This window comes from Prevotella dentalis DSM 3688 (assembly GCF_000242335.1).
Taxonomy (GTDB): Bacteria; Bacteroidota; Bacteroidia; order Bacteroidales; family Bacteroidaceae; genus Prevotella; species Prevotella seregens.
The window spans coordinates 521,728-542,523 of the sequence record NC_019968.1 but is presented as its reverse complement, the minus strand read 5'-3'; the positions used below and the strand labels follow the sequence as shown (position 1 = coordinate 542,523).

General features: G+C 58.5%; 12 protein-coding genes. 10 read left to right on the top strand and 2 right to left on the bottom strand.

Features of this window, described 5'->3' with window-relative positions; genetic code table 11:
- Window positions 1-3: 3 nt before the first annotated feature.
- The 5 genes from nuoL (at window position 4) to PREDE_RS09405 (ending at window position 10,270) form a co-directional block, all read left to right on the top strand.
- Entirely contained in the window at window positions 4-1,968 is a 1,965-nt protein-coding gene (nuoL, locus tag PREDE_RS09425) for an NADH-quinone oxidoreductase subunit L (RefSeq protein ID WP_005846840.1), read from the top strand.
- A 31-nt stretch (window positions 1,969-1,999) separates the two neighbouring features.
- The gene (locus PREDE_RS09420) at window positions 2,000-3,523 is read left to right on the top strand and encodes a complex I subunit 4 family protein (protein WP_005846838.1); all 1,524 of its coding nucleotides are present in this window, start codon (window positions 2,000-2,002) and stop codon (window positions 3,521-3,523) included.
- 17 nt (window positions 3,524-3,540) lie between these two features.
- Window positions 3,541-5,016, top strand: coding sequence for an NADH-quinone oxidoreductase subunit N (locus tag PREDE_RS09415; protein ID WP_005846836.1), 1,476 nt, complete (start codon window positions 3,541-3,543; stop codon window positions 5,014-5,016).
- Window positions 5,017-5,747: 731 nt separating this feature from the next.
- On the top strand, window positions 5,748-8,873 hold the full coding sequence (locus PREDE_RS09410; RefSeq protein WP_005846832.1) for a hypothetical protein: 3,126 nt from the start codon (window positions 5,748-5,750) through the stop codon (window positions 8,871-8,873).
- An 11-nt stretch (window positions 8,874-8,884) separates the two neighbouring features.
- Entirely contained in the window at window positions 8,885-10,270 is a 1,386-nt protein-coding gene (locus PREDE_RS09405) for a YihY/virulence factor BrkB family protein (protein WP_015310423.1), read from the top strand.
- 46 nt (window positions 10,271-10,316) lie between these two features.
- Here PREDE_RS09405 and uvrA read toward each other — a convergent pair whose 3' ends face one another.
- The gene (gene uvrA, locus PREDE_RS09400) at window positions 10,317-13,310 is read right to left on the bottom strand and encodes an excinuclease ABC subunit UvrA (RefSeq protein ID WP_005846829.1); all 2,994 of its coding nucleotides are present in this window, start codon (window positions 13,308-13,310) and stop codon (window positions 10,317-10,319) included.
- Window positions 13,311-13,390: 80 nt separating this feature from the next.
- On the bottom strand, window positions 13,391-14,107 hold the full coding sequence (locus tag PREDE_RS09395) for a gliding motility-associated C-terminal domain-containing protein (protein WP_015310422.1): 717 nt from the start codon (window positions 14,105-14,107) through the stop codon (window positions 13,391-13,393).
- 222 nt (window positions 14,108-14,329) lie between these two features.
- Between PREDE_RS09395 and PREDE_RS09390 the strand changes: the two genes are divergently transcribed.
- The 5 genes from PREDE_RS09390 to PREDE_RS09370 all read left to right on the top strand — a co-directional run bounded on the left by PREDE_RS09390 (window position 14,330) and on the right by PREDE_RS09370 (window position 20,220).
- Window positions 14,330-15,679 carry a LysM peptidoglycan-binding domain-containing protein gene (locus tag PREDE_RS09390; RefSeq protein WP_005846825.1) on the top strand — a complete coding sequence of 450 codons (1,350 nt, stop codon included), beginning with the start codon at window positions 14,330-14,332 and terminating at the stop codon, window positions 15,677-15,679.
- A 19-nt stretch (window positions 15,680-15,698) separates the two neighbouring features.
- The gene (locus tag PREDE_RS09385; protein ID WP_005846823.1) at window positions 15,699-16,445 is read left to right on the top strand and encodes a porin family protein; all 747 of its coding nucleotides are present in this window, start codon (window positions 15,699-15,701) and stop codon (window positions 16,443-16,445) included.
- Window positions 16,446-16,499: 54 nt separating this feature from the next.
- On the top strand, window positions 16,500-18,020 hold the full coding sequence (locus tag PREDE_RS09380; RefSeq protein ID WP_005846821.1) for a peptide MFS transporter: 1,521 nt from the start codon (window positions 16,500-16,502) through the stop codon (window positions 18,018-18,020).
- A 352-nt stretch (window positions 18,021-18,372) separates the two neighbouring features.
- On the top strand, window positions 18,373-18,585 hold the full coding sequence (locus tag PREDE_RS09375; RefSeq protein WP_005846819.1) for a hypothetical protein: 213 nt from the start codon (window positions 18,373-18,375) through the stop codon (window positions 18,583-18,585).
- A 30-nt stretch (window positions 18,586-18,615) separates the two neighbouring features.
- On the top strand, window positions 18,616-20,220 hold the full coding sequence (locus PREDE_RS09370; RefSeq protein WP_005846817.1) for a hypothetical protein: 1,605 nt from the start codon (window positions 18,616-18,618) through the stop codon (window positions 20,218-20,220).
- The last annotated feature ends 576 nt before the right edge of the window (window positions 20,221-20,796 follow it).

Genomic DNA, 20,796 nt, shown 5'->3' with positions numbered 1-20,796 from the left:
ACCATGGAATACAGTTATTCGTTCCTGATACTTCTTCTCCCGCTGCTGAGTTTTCTTTTGCTCGGACTCGGCGGCAAGTATATGAAGAAGCCGGTAGCCGGCGTCATTGGCACCGTGGTGCTTCTCGCCCTTTGGGCGATGAGCCTCTACACGGCTTATGAATATTTCTTTGCCATCGGCCGTGGAACCGACGGCCTCTACCCGACGGTCACCGTCTTCGACGTCACCTGGCTGAAGTTCACCGATTTGCTGACGTTCAACATCGGCTTCCGCCTCACGCCCATCAGCGTCATGATGCTCATTGTGATCACCACTGTGAGCTCTATGGTCCACATCTACAGCTTCGGCTACATGGCTGAGCGCGACGAGCACTACGTCAAGGAAGGCTATGAAAAGGGCTTCCAGCGCTTCTATGCGTTCCTCTCGCTCTTCACCATGTCGATGCTTGGACTCGTCGTTGCCACCAACATTTTCCAGATGTACATGTTCTGGGAGCTTGTGGGCGTGTGCTCTTACCTGCTCATCGGCTTCTACTATCCCAAGCACACGGCCGTGCATGCCTCGAAGAAGGCCTTCATTGTGACGCGTTTTGCCGACCTGTTCTTCCTTATCGGCATCCTCTTCTTCAGCTACTATGTGGGAACGTTCAACTTCGACCTGAACGCCGACGCCTCGCTGGCCGACAGACTTCCACACGCTGCTTGGATTCTGCCCACGGCCTTGTTCTTCATGTTTATCGGCGGCGCCGGCAAGTCGGCCATGTTCCCGCTTCACATCTGGCTGCCCGACGCCATGGAGGGTCCCACGCCCGTCAGTGCGCTCATCCACGCCGCCACGATGGTGGTGGCCGGTGTCTACCAGGTGGCTGCACTGTTCCCCATCTGGGTGCAGTACGCTCCAGAGGCACTCCACTACGTGGCCTACATCGCCGCGTTCACCGCTTTCTATGCCGCCGCTGTGGCCTGCACCCAGTCCGACATCAAGCGCGGCCTGGCTTTCTCGACCATTTCCCAGATTGCCTACATGCTTGTGGCGCTCGGCGTGTGCACCGCCGTTGAGGGTGAAGGCGGGCTTGGCTACATGGCCAGCATGTTCCATCTCTTCACCCATGCCATGTTCAAGGCCCTGCTGTTCCTCTGTTCCGGCGCCATCATTGTGATTATAGGGTCCAACTTCAAGGAGTATATGGGCGGCCTTCACAAGTACATGCCCATCACCAACATCTGTTTCCTCATCGGCACAATAGCCATCAGCGGCTTCTTCCCACTGGCCGGTTTCTTCTCGAAAGACGAGATCGTGGACGCCTGTTTCCACTTTGCACCGTGGCTGGGTTGGTTCATGACGCTTGTGTCGGGCATGACTTCTTTCTACATGTTCCGTCTCTATTTCGTCATCTTCTGGGGCAAGTCCTACTATGAGCAGGACCCCGACCACCGTCGTCGTCCCGCCGAGGTGCCCTTCATCATGTGGGGCCCGCTGGTGTTCCTGGCCGTCGTTTCCTGCCTGGCCGGCTGGATTCCCTTTGGTCACTTCGTTTCCGGCGACGGCCACGCGGAGGATATTGCCCTCCAGCACTTCCAGTGGGGCTCCACTGCATGGTTCAGTCTGCTGGCCGCCACCATAGGCCTGTCCTTGTCGTGGTGGATGTACAAGAGCGGTGAGAACCCTGCATCCGACATGTTGCAGCGGCGCATGCCGCGTCTGCACAGGGCAGCCCTCAACCGTTTCTACATCGACGACGCCTGGCAGTTCTTTACACACAAGGTGGTTTTCCGCTGCTTCTCCATCCCCATAGCCTGGTTCGACCGCCACGTCATCGACGGCATGTTCAACTTCTCGGCGTGGGCCACGCAGGAAGCAGGCGAAACTATACGCCCTTGGCAGAGCGGAGACGTGCGCCAGTACGCCGCATGGTTCCTCACGGGCAGCGTTGCCCTGACCATCATCCTGCTTTGCATGCTTAGCTAACAGTATCATCAATTAAGGATCATAACGTAAAATGACATTTCTTACATTATTTGTAGTGATACCCGTTCTGATGTTGCTTGGCCTCTGGGTGGCCCGCAACGACAGTCAGGTACGCGGTATCATGGCTGTCGGCTCGGTGGCGTTGCTCGGCCTGTCCATCTATCTGGTCTTTGCTTTCCTCGGAGCCCGCGCGACGATGCCCGCCGAACAATACCCATTCCTCTTCGGCGACGCCGTGCCTTGGTTCGAGTCTCTCCATATCTATTACCGCACGGGCGTGGACGGTATTGCCGTAGTGATGATTCTGCTCTCCGCCATCATCGTGTTCACCGGCACGTTTGCCTCCTGGCAGCAGCACCCCATGCAGAAAGAGTATTTCCTCTGGTTCACGCTGCTTTCCACGGGTGTGTTCGGCTTCTTTATCTCTGAAGACCTCTTCACGATGTTCATGTTCTACGAGGTTGCCCTCATCCCCATGTACCTGCTCATCGGCGTTTGGGGCACCGGGCCCAAGGAATACTCGGCCATGAAGCTCACGCTGATGCTTATGGGAGGCTCTGCCCTGCTCATCATCGGCATCTTGGGCATCTACTTCTACAACGGGCAGTTCAGCGGAACCTATACCATGGACGTGGCGGCCATTGCCCAGAGCCACGCCATCCCCCTGGCCGTGCAGAAGATTTTCTTCCCGTTCATCTTCATCGGTTTTGGTATTCTCGGTGCCCTGTTCCCGTTCCACACCTGGTCACCCGACGGTCATGCCTCGGCCCCCACGGCCGTGTCCATGCTCCATGCCGGCGTGCTCATGAAGCTCGGCGGCTACGGATGCTTCCGCATCGCCATGTTCCTGCTGCCCGACGCCGCCCGTGAGCTCTCGTGGATTTTCCTCATTCTCACCACCATTTCCGTGGTCTACGGCGCCCTCTCGGCCTGTGTGCAGACCGACCTGAAGTATATCAACGCCTACTCCTCCGTGTCTCACTGCGGCATGGTGCTCTTCGCCCTCTGCATGATGACGCAGACGGCCTGCACCGGCGCCATCCTTCAGATGCTGTCCCACGGTCTCATGACGGCCCTTTTCTTTGCCGTCATCGGTATGATTTACCACCGCTGCGGCACGCGCGACGTGCGCCGGCTGGGCGGATTGATGAAAATCATGCCGTTCCTGGCCGTGGCTTACGTGGTGGCCGGCCTGGCCAACCTGGGCCTTCCGCTGTTCTCCGGCTTCGTGGCCGAGATGAATATCTTCGTCGGTTCGTTCCAGGTCAACGACCTGTTCCACCGCACCTGCACCATCATTGCCTGTACCTCCATCGTGGTCACCGCCGTCTACATCCTCCGCGTGGTGGGCAAGATACTCTATCAGCAGGTGCCCGACCAGGACTATTACAAGCTTACGGACGCCTCCTGGGACGAGCGCATCGCCGTGGCGGGCCTTATTTTCTGCGTGGCCGGCCTGGGCACGTTCCCCCTCTGGGCACAGAACATCATCAATGACGCCGTAGGCCCGATGGTGAACCACATCATGACAACCGGCTCTCTCGCAGGTATGTAACCTCCAAAAACAGAATTATGCATATCGATTATAGTCAATTCCTCCACATGATACCCGAGGTCACGCTGATGGCCATGCTGGTTATCGTCTTTCTGGCCGACCTTTTCACGGCACCCAAGTCCGGCGTGCCCGCCGACCGCCGCTGGTTCAACCCGCTGGTGTGCGTGATGTTCGTGGCCCACATCCTCATCAACATCTTTCCCACGGAGGCCGCCACCACCTTTGGCGGCATGTATGCCACGGGCCCTGCCATCGGTGTCATCAAGACCATCCTGGCCTTCGGCACCCTCATCGTTGTGGTGCAGGCGCGCGAGTGGCTGCAGCGCGACGACACCAGCTTCAAGGAGGGCGAGTTCTATGAGCTCGTCATCGCCACCCTGCTGGGCATGAACATGATGGTGAGCGCCAACCATTTCCTGCTCTTTTTCCTCGGTTTGGAAATGGCTTCCGTGCCCATGGCGTGCCTCGTGGCGTTCGATAAGTACCGCCACTACTCGGCCGAAGCCGGCGCCAAGTTCATCCTCACGGCCACGTTCTCCAGTGGCGTGATGCTCTACGGCATCAGTTTTCTCTATGGCGCCACCGGCACGCTCTACTTCGACGACGTCGTGCTCAAGCTCTCGGCCACCCCGCTCACCATCGCGGGCATGGTGTTCTTCTTCAGCGGCTTGGGCTTCAAGATTTCGCTCGTGCCGTTCCATTTCTGGACGGCCGACACCTATCAGGGTGCGCCTACGGCCGTCACCGGCTATCTGAGCGTCGTGTCCAAGGGCGCCGCCGCCTTTGCGCTCTGCGCTGTGCTGATGAAGGTTTTCGCCCCGATGGTGGAGTATTGGCAGTACATGCTCATGATTGTCATCGTGCTTTCCATCACCATTGCCAACCTCTTCGCCATCCACCAGAAAGACCTCAAGCGGTTCATGGCCTTCAGTTCTATCTCCCAAGCCGGCTACATCATGTTGGCCGTGGTGGGCGACACAGCCATGGGCGTGACGGCCTTGAGCTATTACGTGCTCATCTATGTGGTGGCCAACCTGGCCGTCTTCTCCATCATCGCCTCGGTGGAGGAGCACAACGGCGGCACCGTTGACATGGACGACTACAATGGTTTCTACCAGACCAACCCGCGTTTGGCGTTTCTGATGACGATCGCACTGTTCTCGTTGGGCGGCATTCCGCCGTTTGCCGGCATGTTCTCCAAGTTCTTCGCGTTCATGGCTGCCGTCGACGGCGCGCAGGTGTCCACCACTCTTGGCGCCACCATCTACGCCGTGGTGTTCATCGCCTTGGTCAACACCGTGGTCAGTCTTTACTACTATCTGCTCATCGTGAAAGCCATGTTCATCAAGCACAACGACCATCCGCTGCCCGCATTCCGGAGCCACAGCAACACCAAGCTGGCCTTGGCCGTCTGCACGCTCGGCATCGTGGCTTTCGGTGTGTGCAGTTATGTCTACAACTGGATCCACGCAGCTACGCTGGCCGGCATGTAGTCCGCCGCGCCTTGCTGCGCTTTTGTCAGCCTGTCCCGTCTCTGTCGCAGAGGCGGGACGGGCTTTTTTATGCGCCCGCCCAAGCGTGGTCGTGTGCGATTCGCCCTGCTGGCGTTCTTCCATTGTTTCGCGGTGCCCTGACCTTTGCTTTGCAGCCCTCGTACCACTATGCCGCCGCGGCTTTGCGTTTATGCCGTATTCGCCCGGCCGCCACGGCGTAATCGCATGGCGTTTGCGCCGTCGTCGTCCTGCGTTTGCGGGGCATTCATTTTGCCGTTGTGTGGTTTTCATCCTGACTGTATGTGATTTTTGCCGTGAGGCCTGGCCCCTGCGGTGGGCGATTTGGGCTGAATTTATAGGATGGTATAGGATATTATAGGACTTTATAGGCGGTGCAATCTGTGAGAAAACTTGTCGGTCGGCAAGAGGTTGCTTTGTTGTTGTGTCTAAGGATTCGCGGCCTTTCCGTCTGCTTTGCGGCATAAAAAATGGTGCAAATCCTTGGAGGGCACGCTTTTTTATTGTATTTTTGCCATGTAATATTTCGGCATTGCAGTCCACGACACCGCCCCATGTAGCCCACAGCACGGCTCTACGCGACCCGCAGCTGTGTCTTGTGTAGCTTTCGGCACCGCTCCATGCAGCCCGCAGCACGGCTCGGCAAAGCCCGCAGCATCGCCCCGCGGCGCCTCCGCCTATCGGCCTACAGCAATATCTAACCCAACAATAGTATGACTTTTAGAACTTTACTCCTCACCATGCTCTGCGCATGCGGCGGTACGTCGCTCCATGCCCAGGGTCTGTACGACGTTTCCGAGGCCTATCTCAACAACTACGACTTCGACTCGGGCTACGACTATGCTGTGGGCGAAACCGGCAACGTGGCCCAGGAAATCCGCGATGTCGCGGGATGGACCAAGGACATTTCCGTGGACTACACCATCACCGGCACCTACCAGATAGGCACGGCCAAGACCTTTAACGGGGCTGCCGTGCCCGCCACGGCCCACGACGGCACGACCGCCGGCGGCGTGCTCGCCTTGAGCACCGGCTGGGGCCAGATGCTGAAATTCTACCAGGAGGTGACGCTTCCGGCCGGCAGTTACAAGCTGGCCTCGGCTTTCTATAACGGCGGCGACAAGACGCCCGGCGGCTCGCTCGTGGCTTGGATTCCGGCCAGCGGCCCGGCCGTGCAGTCGGCCCTCACCGAATTTGCCGTGCGCGTGTGGACACCCGACACGCTCTCGTTCACCCTCACCGCCCCCACCAAGGGCCGCATCCAGGTGGGTTTCCTGGCCACGGTGAACAAGGGCAGCGGCAATCTGGCCAAGGTGTCGCTGGACTACGTGCGCCTGTTGCGCACCACACCCATGGGCTCGGCCGACGTGGACCTGAAGAAACAGGCCCTTGCCGCCGACATCGCAGCGGCCACGGCCCGGCTGGGCGAGGCCACGGGCGAGGCGGCCGCCACGTTCCGGGCAGCCATTGCAGCGGCCCAGGCCGTGCACGACAACGCCTCGGCCACGCTGGCCGACGTGAACGAGGCCCTCATGCAGCTGGCCGAAGCCGTCGAGATTTTCTCCTGGGCCAGCCCCACGGGCGAGAAACCCACGGTGACCACCAACAAGCGTTTTGCCCGCGGCGCCACGATGGCTTTCGGGCGGCTCACGGTCAGCGGCAAGGACGTGGTGGAGCAGGGCTTCTGCTGGAGCACCAGTCCCGAACCCACCATCAACGACAGCCGCACCACCAATTTTCTGAACCACAAAGGCTCCATCTACTGGATTCAGGGCCTCACGCCCGCCACGCGCTACTACATGCGCGCCTATGCCATCACGCGAGGCAAGCAGGTGGGCTATGGCGATGTCATTAAATTCTACACCATTCCCAAGGGCCGGCTGGGCTATACCATGCGCGATGGTGGCGACGCCGAGGCCCGCACGCGCATCGATGCAGCCATGAAAGCCGCCGTGAACTGGTGGAACAACCTCACGTCCATCCAGGGCGTGACGTTCAATGTGGGCCACAATCCCGGCACGCCCACGGCCGACTGCTCCTACGGCGGCTACATCCGCGTGGGCTCCAACACGAGCTATCAGCGCACCGGCACCATGCTCCACGAGATGGCCCACGGCGTGGGAGTGGGCACCCACAACCCCTGGTGGGACGGCGAGATGCGCTCCAACGGCAACCGTGGACTGTGGCTCGGCGACCGTGCCACGGAGGTGCTGCGCTTCTGGGACAACAGCGAAACGGCCACCGTCAACGGCGACAACATGCACTTCTGGCCCTACGGCATCAACGGTGCTTTCGAGGACGACGGCTCCGATGCCCTCTACATCATCCAATCGCTGCTGGTACAGGCCTTCGGCGAAGACGGCCTTCCCCCCTCGGGCGGCTTTGCCACGCCGGCCTACAGCCTCGACCAGGAAGACGACACACGCTATTATCTCAAGAACGAATCGCCCGACAACGGTCTCTACTCGGCCTATATGGTGGAGCGTGCAGACGGCTCCGTGGCCCTGCGCGAACTGGCGGGCGAGGAGGCTGCAGCCAATGACAGTGCGGCCTGGAACGTCACTTTCGACCCCGCCCGGAGCTTCTACGCCTTCCGCAATGTGGGCACCGGCCGCTATCTGACCTATGTGCCCGCCACCGCCGCCATCACCACGACGACGGCTGCCACGCCCACGGCCAACATGCTGTTCCACCTGATGCGCAGCCGCAAGGACGTGCTTCAGGGCAGTAAGCTGCGCGGCTACTGGATCATTCGCAACACAGGCGCGGAGAGTCCCAACGCCATGAGCGCCAGAAACGGCTCTGACGTCGGCACCTCTACCTACAGTCTGGCCAACAGCGCCACGGCCCAACGCTGGCTGGTGCTCGACCAGAGCCAGATGGGCGAGCTGGAGACGCTGGCCATGACAGGCTATGCCCGCCAGCTGACAGACTATGTGGCCCTCGTGAAGAAGCTGCGCGCCACGCCCCATACCGAGGACGCTCCCGGCACCGATCAGGCTCTCGACGACCGCCTGGCCGCCGTCGAGGCCCAACAGGCAACGGCCACCACGTCGGCCCAGCTGGCGGCCTTGCTTGGCGAGGCCCGCTCGGCCGGCTTCGACTTCCTGGCCAATGCCACGCCGAAGAGCATGGCCCAACCTTTCGACCTCACGTTCATGATTCAGAATGCGGGCATGGACAAGCTCGACGGATGGAGCGGAACGCCGGCACTCGGACACTCGGCCGCAGAGTTTTATCAGTCTACTTTCAACTTCAGCCAGACCCTTGCGCACCTGCCCGCCGGCTGCTATCAGCTCAAGGCCCAGGCTTTCCAGCGGCCGGGATCGGCTGCTGACGCCTACACGGCCTATGCCGCGGGCACCGACAAGGTGACGACCTACCTCTATCTCGGCCCCAAGAGCGTCAAGGTGAAACAGGCCGTGGCCGACGCCCAGACGGCCAAGCTGGGTGTGGGCAGCGAGTCGACGCTGGCCTCCACGCCCGCCACCTACATCCCCAACGACATGCAGTCGGCCAGTGCCTACTTCGGTCGTGGCCTCTACGACAATGAGGTGTTCGCCGACCTCGAGGCCGACGACGCCAGTCTGCGGCTCGGCATCCGCTGCGGCTCCAGCGACAACATGTACTGGACCATCTTCGACAACTTCCGTCTGTACTACTATGGCAGCCTGACGGCCGACGTGGTGGCGGGCATCCGCGACGTGCAGCCGCGCGCGGCAACCCCTGCCGACAACGTCTATACCCTCGACGGACGGCTGGTGCGCCGCCATGCCAAGAGTCTGGAAGGTCTGCCCCGCGGCATCTACATCGTGGGCGGCAAGAAGGTGGTGCGCTGATACCGTAGCCCATGAGCCGCCCAGCCTATCGCCAGTTGACCCGGTTCGTGGCCCGGTGCCGGCGGGAGATGAAAGACTCCCGCCGCATCAGGGCCGCCGAGGAGCCGCGCGCCTATCTGCTGCAGCGGCTCTACATGGTCTATAAGGAGCTCTTCGTGAAACGCCATTGGGAGTTTGCGGCCCAGCTCACGTTCAACACAATGATGGCCATCATCCCCGTGTTCGCCGTCATTTTTGCCGTAGGCCGCGGCTTCGGCTTCGAGGAGAGCATCGCCGGCTGGTGCCGCGAGGTGTTTGCCAGCCAGCCCCAGGTGGGCGAGGCTATCGTGCAGCTGGCCCGCCAGTACATCGATTACACCCACACGGGAATCATCATTGGCATCGGTTTGCTGCTGATGATGTGGAGCGTGGTGTCGCTGTTCGAGAACGTGGAAGAGGTGTTCAACAACATCTGGCACGTGCGCATCGAGCGCAGCATGGGGCGCAAGGTGGTGGACTACACGGCCATCATCTTCCTGGTGCCCATCGTCATCATCTTCTACTCGGGCGTGATGCTGTTCTTCCACTCGGTGGCGGGCTGGCTGCCCGAGTTCCAGATTCTCACGCCGGCCATGCGCATGCTCTTCGGCCTGGCGTTGCCCATGGTGCTGCTGTGGGCTTTCTTCCTCGCGCTCTACATGGTTATCCCCAACACGCGCGTGCTTTTCGGCCAGGTTTGGTTCCCCGCACTGCTGGCCAGTCTGGCCATCACGGGGCTGCAGGCCGTCTATGTGCACATCCAAGTGCTGCTTACCGGCTACAGCATCATCTACGGATCGTTGGCCGCGCTGCCGCTCTTCATGATTTGGCTGCAGGCCTCGTGGTACATCTGCATCGGCTTTGCCGAGCTGGGCCACGCCAACCAGCTGCTCAAGCTGGGCCTCCATGAAGATGCCGCCGAGCCCTCCGTGGCTGCCCGGCTGATGCAGTGCCTCGTGGTGTTGGGCGTGGTTTGCCGCCGGCAGCAGCAGGGACTCTCGCCGGCCACGCCCGGCCTTATCGGGCGGGCCACGGGCTATTCGCCCGGCCGCGTCGGTGCGTGTGTGGGACGGCTGACGGCGGCCGGACTGGTCTATGGCGTGGCCGTGGGGCCTCGGGGCGGCGGTCGCGGGCCGGCCGATGCGGGCCTGTCGGGACTTGACGGCGCGGTGCTGGGCTATGTGCCGGGCGGCGACACGTCGGGCATGACGGTGGGCAAGGCCCTGGCTGCGTTGGTGGGCGTGCTGCCCGCCGCGGGCTCCGACCCTGCCATGCCCGGCTCAGAAGTGGAAGCGCGGCTGCTGGCCGCCCTCCGGACGGGCCGCGAGGCATTGGAAAAAATAAGGGTGACGGAATTGTCCGCCACCCAATCGGTGTAGAGGTGCACGCCGGTGCGTGCGCCTGTTGACAAGTATGGGGCAAGGCTTATGCCTTGCCCCGTTTGGTTTTTTCCAGCACTTGTTTGAGATATTTCGGTGTGAAGCCCTCGGTGCTCTGCGCCACCTGTTCGGGTGTGCCCGTGCCGAGCACGCGCCCGCCGCCGCGCCCGCCCTGCGGTCCGATGTCGATCAGATGGTCGGCCAGCTTGATGACGTCGAGGTTGTGCTCGATGATGACTACCGTGTTGCCGCGGTTCACCAGCTTCTCGAGCACGTCCATCAGGATGCGGATGTCCTCGAAGTGCAGGCCCGTGGTGGGTTCGTCGAGGATGTAGAGCGTCTTGCCCGTGTCGCGCTTGCTCAGCTCTGTGGCCAGCTTCACGCGCTGGCTCTCGCCGCCCGAGAGGGTGGTGGAGCTCTGGCCGAGCTTGATGTAGCCCAGTCCCACCTCCTGCATGGCCTTGATTTTGGGCAGGATGGTGGGTACGTTCTCAAAGAATTCCACGGCCTGGTTGATGGTCATGTCGAGCACATCGGCTATGGATTTGCCCTTGAAGCGCACCTCCAACGTCTCCCGGTTGTAGCGTTTGCCGTGGCAAACCTCGCAGGGAACCATCACGTTGGGCAGGAAATTCATCTCAATGGTCTTGTAGCCGTTGCCGCCGCAGGCCTCGCAACGGCCGCCTTTCACGTTGAACGAGAAGCGCCCCGGCTTGTAGCCGCGGATCTTGGCTTCGGGCAATCCCACGAAGAGCGTGCGGATGTCGCTGAACACGCCGGTGTAGGTGGCGGGGTTGGAACGCGGCGTCCGGCCGATGGGGCTCTGGTCCACGCTCACCACTTTGTCTATCAGGTCGAGCCCCTCCACGCTGTCGTAGGCCATCGGTTTCTTGAGCGAGCGGTAGAAATGCTGCGACAGAATGGGCTGTAGCGTCTCGTTGATGAGGGTAGACTTGCCCGAGCCCGACACGCCGGTCACCACGATGAGCTTGCCCAGGGGGAAGTTCACGTCCACCCCTTTCAGGTTGTTGCCCCGCGCTCCGCACAGCCGGATGCACTTGCCGTTGCCCTCGCGGCGCTGCGCCGGAATCTCGATGGCGCGCTCGCCGTTCAGGTATTGGGCGGTGATGGTGCGGGTCTTCAGCATGTCGGCCGGCGTTCCCTGGAACACCACCTCGCCGCCCTTGCGGCCGGCGCGCGGCCCGATGTCGACAATCCAGTCGGCTGCCCGCATCATGTCCTCGTCGTGTTCCACCACGATGACCGTGTTGCCCAGGTCGCGCAGTTCCTTGAGCGAGTTGATGAGCCGCTGGTTGTCGCGCTGATGCAGTCCGATGCTCGGCTCGTCGAGAATGTAGAGCACGTTCACCAGCTGCGAGCCAATCTGCGTGGCCAGCCGTATGCGCTGGCTCTCGCCGCCCGAGAGCGTGGCCGACTGCCGGTTGAGTGCGAGGTAGTCCAAACCCACTTCGAGCAGGAAATTGACGCGTGTGCGCAGCTCCTTCACGATTTCGTGGGCTATCTTTTGCTGCTGCATGTCGAGGTGCTCCTCGGCGTGGTCGAGCCAGTCTTTCAGGTCGGCCATGTCGAGACTGGCCACTTCGGAGATGTTCTTGTCCCACACGCGGTAGGAGAGCGACTCCTTTTTCAGCCGCATGCCGTGGCACTGCGGGCATTCCGTCTCAGCCAGGAACTGGGCCGCCCACTTCTGGCTGGCTGCCGAGTCGTCGGTCTCCATGACCGTCTGCAAGTATTTCACCACGCCGTCGAAAGCCACGAAGTAGTCGCTGCTGGTGTGCACCACGTCCTTGTCGATGCGCACATCCTCGAGCGTGCCGTTCATCATCTCGTCCACGGCCTCCTGCGGAATGTCCTTGAACGGGGTCTTCAGGTCGCAGTCGTAGTTCTTGAGGATGGCCTCGAGCTGCCAGAATATCATCTGGTTCTTGTATTTGCCCAGCGGCGCGATGGCCCCCTCTCGTACGCTCAGCGTGTCGTCGGGCACCACCTTTTTCAGGTCAATCTGGTTTACGAAGCCCAGTCCCTTGCAGTGGGGACAGGCCCCTTCGGGCGAGTTGAACGAGAAGATGTTGGGTGCCGGCTCGCCATACGACAGGCCTGTGGCCGGGTCCATGAGGCGTTTGGAGAAGTTGCGCGTCTGCGCGGTCTCCTTGTCCATAATCATCAGCGTGCCGTCTCCCTGCTTCATGGCTACCTGCACGCTGCGCTTGAGCCGCTCATCGTCTTTGCCCTGCACTTTCAGCTTGTCCACCACCACTTCGATGTTGTGGTTCTTGTAGCGGTCCACTTTCATGCCGCGCGTGATTTCTTTCACCTCGCCGTCCACGCGCATGTAGAGGTATCCCTTGCGCCGCATGCTTTCGAAAAGCTCTCGATAGTGGCCCTTGCGCTGGCGCACGAGTGGGGCCAGGATGTAGATGGCGCGGTCGGTGTAGTCGGTCAGAATCATGTCGAGCACCTTTTCCTCGGTGTATTTCACCATTTTCTCGCCGCTCAGATAGCTGTAGGCCGTTCCGGCGCGTGCGTAGAGCAGACGCAGGTAGTCGTAAATCTCGGTTGTAGTGCCCACGGTAGAGCGTGGGTTTTTGTTGGTGGTCTTCTGCTCAATGCTGATAACCGGGCTCAGTCCTGATATTTTATCCACGTCGGGCCGCTCCATGTTGCCCAGGAAATTGCGGGCATAGGCCGAGAACGTCTCGATGTATCGTCGCTGCCCCTCGGCAAAGATCGTGTCGAAAGCCAGCGACGACTTGCCCGACCCCGACAGGCCGGTGATGACCGTCAGCGAGTTGCGGGGTATCTGTACGTCAATGTTCTTGAGGTTGTGCACGCGTGCGCCGAAGACCTCAATACGGTCTTCTGACAGTGAGGTAGGGGCCTCCCCCTTTCTTTCTCCATTGGGAGAGGGAAGCGGCTGCCCCGGGTCAATGTTGTGGTGTTCTGTGCTCTTGATAGAGATATATCCTTTTTGCAGGGTGTCAGTTGTACTTTTTAGCTTGTCTTGTTGGGTCGAAATCATCTTGCTTTCTTATTTATCTTCAGCGGCTGGGCTGCTCTTTAGGACACGTCTCCTCTTTGAGGAGTCACGCTCCATGCCTGCTATTCTCCCTTAGTGGTCTCTGTATATCCGCGCAGCAGGTTGACATCGCGGCGGATGTTGAACTTGCGGCCGTCGGCTCCGCGGGCTTTCACGAGCACGTAGTACACGCCCTGCTTCACGTCCTGCCCATTGAACTTGCCGTCCCATCCGCCCGCAGGGTCGTTCCAGGAGTAGAGCTTCTGGCCCCAGCGGTTGAAGATGGTGGCCTGAAACTCCACCAGACTCTGATAACCCGACTTGGCTTTGTAGACGTCGTTGATGCCATCGCCGTTGGGTGAAAAGGCATTGGGCATCTCGAGCTTGCTCTCGGCGATGGAGATGCTTAGGGGCGAGCCCTCCGATTGCCAGTACTCATTGGCGTAGGCCACGGTGTCGGTGCCCTGCACGAACGTGGCCCACAGCTCCACGTGGTGGGCTCCGGCCTCGGTGAAGGTATAGCTGGTCTCCTCTTCGTAGCGCACAAGATAGGGCCGGTCGCGCAGTGCATCCTTGTAGAAGTGCCACTCGTAGTGGGCCGTCCAGCCGTCGGCATTCTCCACGCCCGACTTGAACGTGACAGCCAGCGGGGCCGACTCGGAGATGTTGGTCTCGGTGTGCGCGTTGCCGTCGGCGTCGGTATAGGTGGCCGTGGGCGAGAGAGTGGGCGACGGGGCAGTCTGCGCCGCCGCGCCCTGAACCATCAGGCAGAGGGCCGCCAGGCAGGTCTTGATGTTCATGTTCTTCCTTTCCTTTTCCTGCAAAGTTACTGATTTCCACCCGAAAGGCCAGCCGTTTGCGGCGAAAAGATGGGGTGCTACGAGTTTTTTACGGGTTTATGTCAGACCGATGCGATATTTTTTGTATTTTTGCAAGAGTGTAGGAATGGGGCCGGGACGCGGCGAACGCGCGGCGTCCATGCCGCAATGACTGACTGAACAGACAGCACAAGACCAACAAAAATGAAAAAAATATTGAGATACGGCATGCTCGTGCTGGCCCTGCTGGCCGCCGCTGGGGCTTGGGCCCAGGCGGGCAAGTGGCGCGAGATGTACAAGGTGAAGAAAAAGGACACGCTCTTTGGCATTGCCAAGAACTACGGCATCACCATCCCCGAGCTGATGGAGGCCAACCCGGAAATGAAAGTCGAGGGCTATGCGCTGAAGAAAGGCGACTATATCTTCATCCCCTTTGCCAAGCCCGCGGCGGCGCAGACCGTTGCCGCCAACCCCACGTCGCAGCCTGTGGCCACCCAGGCGAAGACCGTGCGCGTGGGCGTGATGCTGCCCTTGCACCAGGTAGACGGCGACGGCCGCCGCATGGTGGAATACTATCGAGGCTTTCTCATGGCCTGCGACAGCCTGCGCCAAGCCGGCATTTCCACCGACGTGCACGCATGGAATGTGAGCATCGACGCCGACATCAGCCAGACAACGCGCGACCCCGCCGCCGCCCAGTGCGACATTATTTTCGGGCCGCTCTACACCCATCAGGTGCGCCCGCTGGCCGAATTTTGCAAGGCCCGCGACATCCGCCTCGTCATTCCGTTCTCGATCAGCGGCGATGACGTGGCCCGTTACCGGCAGATTTTCCAGGTGTGGGAATCGCCCGATAAGCTCAACAACAGTGCCATCGAGGCCTTTCTGAAGCGTTTTCCCGACGCCCATCCCGTGTTCGTCGACTGCAACGACACCACTTCGCGCAAGGGGGTGTTCACCTTTGCCCTGCGCAACAGGCTGGCCAACAAGAACGTGGCCTACTCCATCACCAACCTGAACAGCAGCGAAGCCCTCTTTGCCAAGGCCTTCAGCAAGACCCAGCCCAACGTGGTGATACTCAACAGCGGCCGTTCGCCCCAGCTCTCCGTGGCCATGGCCAAGCTCGAGAGCCTGAAAAATGCACAGCCCGCACTGCGTATCTCACTCTTTGGCTACACGGAATGGCTCATGTACACCGAGAACAATCTGGAGCGGTTCTTCCGTTTCGACACCTACATCCCCACCTCTTTTTATTACAACGCTCTCGACGCCCGCACGCGTCAGCTCGAGCAGAGCTACCGCCGTTGGTTCCATGCCGACATGCAGTATGCCCTGCCGCGCTTTGCCGTCACGGGCTACGACCACGCCCAGTTCTTCGTGCGCGGGCTGGCCTCGCTCGGCAAGGCTTTCCGGGGCACCCGCGGACAGAGCAGCTACCTGCCCCTGCAGAGCCCGCTCCTGTTCAAGCAGGTGAGCACCGCGGGCATGCAGAACGAGTATTTCCAGCTCATCCACTACACCCCCTCCGGGCGCATCGAGTCGGTGGCCTACTGACCCTCCAACCCCTTACCCTATGAACAAGACCCTCTTCTCCCTGTTGCTGCTGTTGCTGCCCGTGGGCGCACGGGCCCAGATAGGCGAGCACCGCAACACGTTCTCCGTGGGCTTCAATGGCGGATACAACATGACGACCATCCGCTTCACGCCCAAAGTGGTGCAGCAGATGCAGGGCGGCATCACTGGCGGACTGGCCATGCGCTACACCGTGGAGAAGTATTTCTCCACGATAGCCTCCATCGCCGCCGAGCTGAACTATGCCCAAATGGGATGGAACGAGGACATCCGCACCCTCGACGACCAGCCCGTCATCAACAGCGTGACGGGGCAGGCCGAGACCTACAGCCGCACCATCAACTACGTGCAGGTGCCCGTCATGGCCCATCTGGCCTGGGGACGCGAGACGCGCGGCGTGAACTTCTTCGTCAACGCCGGCCCGCAGTTCGGCGTATATCTCGGCGAGAGCACCAAGAGCAGCTTCGACTGGAACCACCGCAACATGACCGACCGGGCCAATACCATCGTGGCACAGGACACGATGGCCGTGGAAAACAAGTTTGACTACGGCATCGCTGCCGGCGCGGGCATCGAGTATAGCCATCCCCGACTGGGCCATCTGCTGCTCGAAGCACGCTACTACTACGGGCTGGGCAACATCTACGGCGACTCCAAACGCGACTTTTTCGGGTCGAGCAACTTCGGCACCGTCACTGTGAAGATGACCTATCTTTTTGACATTACCCGCTATCTCGGCGCGCGATAGGCCGCCCGAATCACTGGCTTTAACTATTATCCACCAATACAAATCCCATCTCTTATGTTTGAAAACCAACCCAAAGGCCTCTTTGCACTGGCCTTGGCCAACACGGGCGAACGCTTCGGCTACTACACCATGCTGGCCATCTTCGTGCTCTTCCTGCAGTCCAACTTCGGCTGGAACGAGGGACTGGCCGGCACGGTCTACTCCACATTCCTCATGTTGGTCTACTTCCTGCCCATCGTGGGCGGCGCCGCGGCCGACAAGATAGGCTTCGGCCGCTGCGTCACCATCGGCATCGTGGTCATGTTCCTGGGCTATCTGCTCATGGCCGTGCCCGCCGGAGCCGGCATGCCCGCCGTGGCCATCATGGTGGCGGCCCTGCTCATGATTAGCATTGGAACGAGCCTCTTCAAGGGCAACCTGCAGGTGATGGTGGGTAAGCTCTACGATGATGCCCGCTATGCCGGGCAGCGCGACTCGGGCTTCTCCATCTTCTACATGGCCATCAACATTGGCGCCCTCTTTGCCCCCACGGCCGCATTGAAGCTCATGGCCTGGGCTCGCACTTCGTTCCACGCCAGTGAACAGACGGCCTATCACTATGCCTTTGGCGTGGCCTGCGTGTCGCTGGTGATCTCCATCGCCATCTATTACGGCTTCCGCCGCACCTTTGCCCACGTGGACAACACCGCCGCCAAGGCCACGGCAACGGTCAAGGCCGATGAGGCCAAGCCAGAGACGGCCGAGGACAAGGCCGACACGCGCAGCCGGCTGGTGGCTCTGTTCCTGGTCTTTGCCGTGGTCATCTTCTTCTGGATGGCGTTCCACCAGAACGGTCTCACGCTTACTTACTTCGCCCGCGACTTCACCCAGACCAGCGCCACGGGCTGGACGGCCATGCTCTTCGACGTGACCAACGTGGTGGCTGTCATTGTCAATATCTATGCCGCCGTGGCTGCTTTCCAGAGCAAGACCGTCCGCGGGCGAACGATTGCTGCCCTCGTCATCATTGCCTCTGCCTGTTTCATCGGCTACAAATACGGTGCGCTGATGGCCGACGGCGGGTCGGTGGAGGTCTCGGCCCCCATCTTCCAGCAGTTCAACCCGGCGTTTGTCGTGGGTCTCACGCCGCTCAGCATGGCCCTCTTCGGCTGGCTGGCCGCGCGCGGCAAGGAGCCCTCGGCTCCCCGCAAGATAGGCTACGGCATGCTTGTGGCCGGCGCCGGCTACGTGGTGATGATTCTGGCCTCCGTGGGTCTTAGCTATACGCTCACCGATGAACAGCGTGTTTCGCCCATGTGGCTCGTCAGCACCTACCTCGTGCTCACCTTTGCCGAGCTGCTGCTCTCGCCCATGGGCATCAGCTTCGTGTCCAAGGTGGCCCCACAGAAGTACCAGGGCGTGATGATGGGCTGCTGGTTTGGCGCCACGGCCATCGGCAACTTCCTGGTTCAGATTCCGGCCTACCTCTGGAAGGCACTGCCGCTCACCATGGTGTGGAGCGTGCTTGTGGCCCTCTGTCTGGCCTCGTTCGTCTTCATTTTCTCGATGATGAAGAAGCTGGAGAAAGTGTGCTGACACCCTTTCTCCTTGTTGCTTAGACCTGTGACGGCACGCATGCAGCGTGCCGTCACAGGTTCTTGTTTGTGTAGGATCTACAATTTTTTTAAGTTCTATTTGCTGATTTCAGAAAATTGACGTAATTTTGCAGACGCTTTATGGGAAGACAACATGATATTAACGAGTGAGTAGTACCCGGTGTCAGCTTTACAAGATAACGCAAAGGTGAGCGTGAGGGAGACGTAGAAACCCCAAAGACCTTTTCGTGCGTGGAACAGTTGCCGTCCCTATAAACAAAGGAATCTATCAAGATCTCCTTTTTTGATAAGTAAACCAAGAGATATATAAGCATAATTTATTCTTTAAAAACATGATGGAAATAAATCGGACGAAATTAGGAAGACGGATATATGTCTGCCCGATAGTAGAAAATATCTATGTGGAAGAAGAGAGCATGATGGAATTCAGTGGAGACCACGAGCACATCGGACAGGGAGACGGTGATTACGGCGATGCTAAACGGGGCTTTTTCTCTGACGATGACGAAGAGCAACCTCAGCGTATAAATGCTTGGGAAGATTGAGGATATTTGTAAATGTAAAGTGAATAAGACATGAAAGCAAGCCATTTATTCTTAAATATGACCATTCTGCTCACAGCAGTCACACTGGCAGGATGTGCCGGCAACGACGCTGTGCAGGGAGAAAAACAAGGCGGTGAAAATACCGCTACCAGCAACGTGACTTTCATAGGGGACGGCGTGTTGCCCACACGTGCCGCCGATTCTCCTGCCACCCGCACTTCCATTACCCATGAATATAAAAAAGGTGCCACGGCCTACTGGTCTACAGGTGACAAGGTTTGGGTAAAGAACACCTCCGGAGAATGGAAGCAGAGTAATGAAGGCACGTTCAATGACAAAAAGACACGCGGCAGATTTAATGTTTCGGGCTCATTCAACAATGGCTGTGACGTCCACTACACCGGTGACAACGGTACAGGCACTACTGTGACGATTGCCGCAAACCAGGCACAATCGGCTGCCAACGACTTCAGCCATGCCGGCAAGTCGGGTGATTGTGGAGTAGGGACTGCCTCGGGCAGTGGGGACTCATTTACTTTTACCCTCAAGCACAAGGCATCTTATCTCTGCTTCCTGCCCCGAACTTCTCATTATATGATTAAGAAGAGCAAGCTGACCAAGATAGAAGTCATTGCAAAAGATAACATTGCGGGTGTCTATAATTTCAGCAACGGCGAACTTTCCAATGCCCCCACTTCCAATGGATCCAAGACAATAACGCTCACCACGGGTGGCAGTGACGGTTTTGTTGTCAACAATGAACAAACAGACATCGGCAAAGGCTGCTACATAGTTATTGCACCGGGTACGCACACGCTCATTGTACGTTATTGGTTTAGAAATACTACGCACAGTCCAAAGAAAATAGAGAATGGCGTTGTAACTTATAATAACTTGGAAGGCACTGTCACCAAGTATATAGAGAATATGAACTGTGAGCCTGGAAAGATATATGATGTTACAGCTAATCTGGATCTTGAGGACTTCGACAAGAACGAGTACTATATGTGGGATGCCAGATCGACCTATTGGCACGGATTCAGTGCTTGGCAGCCTACGATTAATGGCGGCTATTACGAAAGTTATCCCAAAAGCGCAACCCAATCTCCTGTAAGATGGTACAACACTCCGACTAACCACTGGGCAGAGCAGTCTGCCAAAGATTGTGCCAACGTGAACCAGATGGCTTGGTTGGTCATGAGAGGGGCTCCGCACTGGGATAACGAACTCTGGACATCGATGGGACATTTGTATGCCGGAAGGATGTGGATCAAGAGACTGAAAACTATTGGTGATGCATACGGCACTACTCCAGACCAAATGCAATACAAAGCCCCTGATAATGTAGATTATCGCTTCGTCACAAGTTATAATGATCAGGTGATAAATCACAACATTTCTCACGACCCTCTCTTTAAGGATGAGCTTTCCGGCTACTTCCATCTTGCGCCTATCGGCCTTTACTTGGAGGGAAAAGCGTCTGATTTCGGAGAGGGAACTCTTTATTGGTCTAAGACCCGCACGCTAAATTTTGGAAACAACTTAGCCTACTGTTTAGGGGTCAACAAACAGAGAATAAGTGTCGCCTACAACGAGCGTAAATACGGGCTTCCGATATTTAAAGACTTCAAGTAAGTCTCCTGCAAAGGTGTAAGTAAGTTTCTTTTCAGAGCTTGCATCATAATTTAGATGGGGCGCAAGGTTTGCTGCAAGGCAAATCTTGCGCCCTTTTTCATTCATATTTGTCCTTTCATCACTAAGGTTACAAATGTGATATTCATTATTTCAGGTATTGTAAAATAGGTTGTCAGACAAAGATGGGCAGGCCATGTAGAACACTTTGTGGGAAGACAGGAGTCATGTGTCAACGAATATTTATTGATGTCTGCTATCTGTTAACAACTGTTGTGCACGTACACACAATGCGAAAAAGTGGTTAAAAGGGATGGGATATATTTGGAATGAGGCTGATTTTGCCGTATCTTTGCATTGTCAAAAGGTAAACAAGATTATTAGGTTTTTTAGGTTATTAGTTTGATTTAGGTTTTAGTTTTAGGTAGATTAGATTGTTACAGGCAATAGGTTATTGGCTAAGGTAAACAAGATTGTTGGATATTCAGGTAACAATTGAAGCAAGAGCGTTGGGTTTCACCGTGAGGCGTGGCCCCACAATCAAGCTCCAAATGAAAGTGAGTATAATAAAAGGGCAGG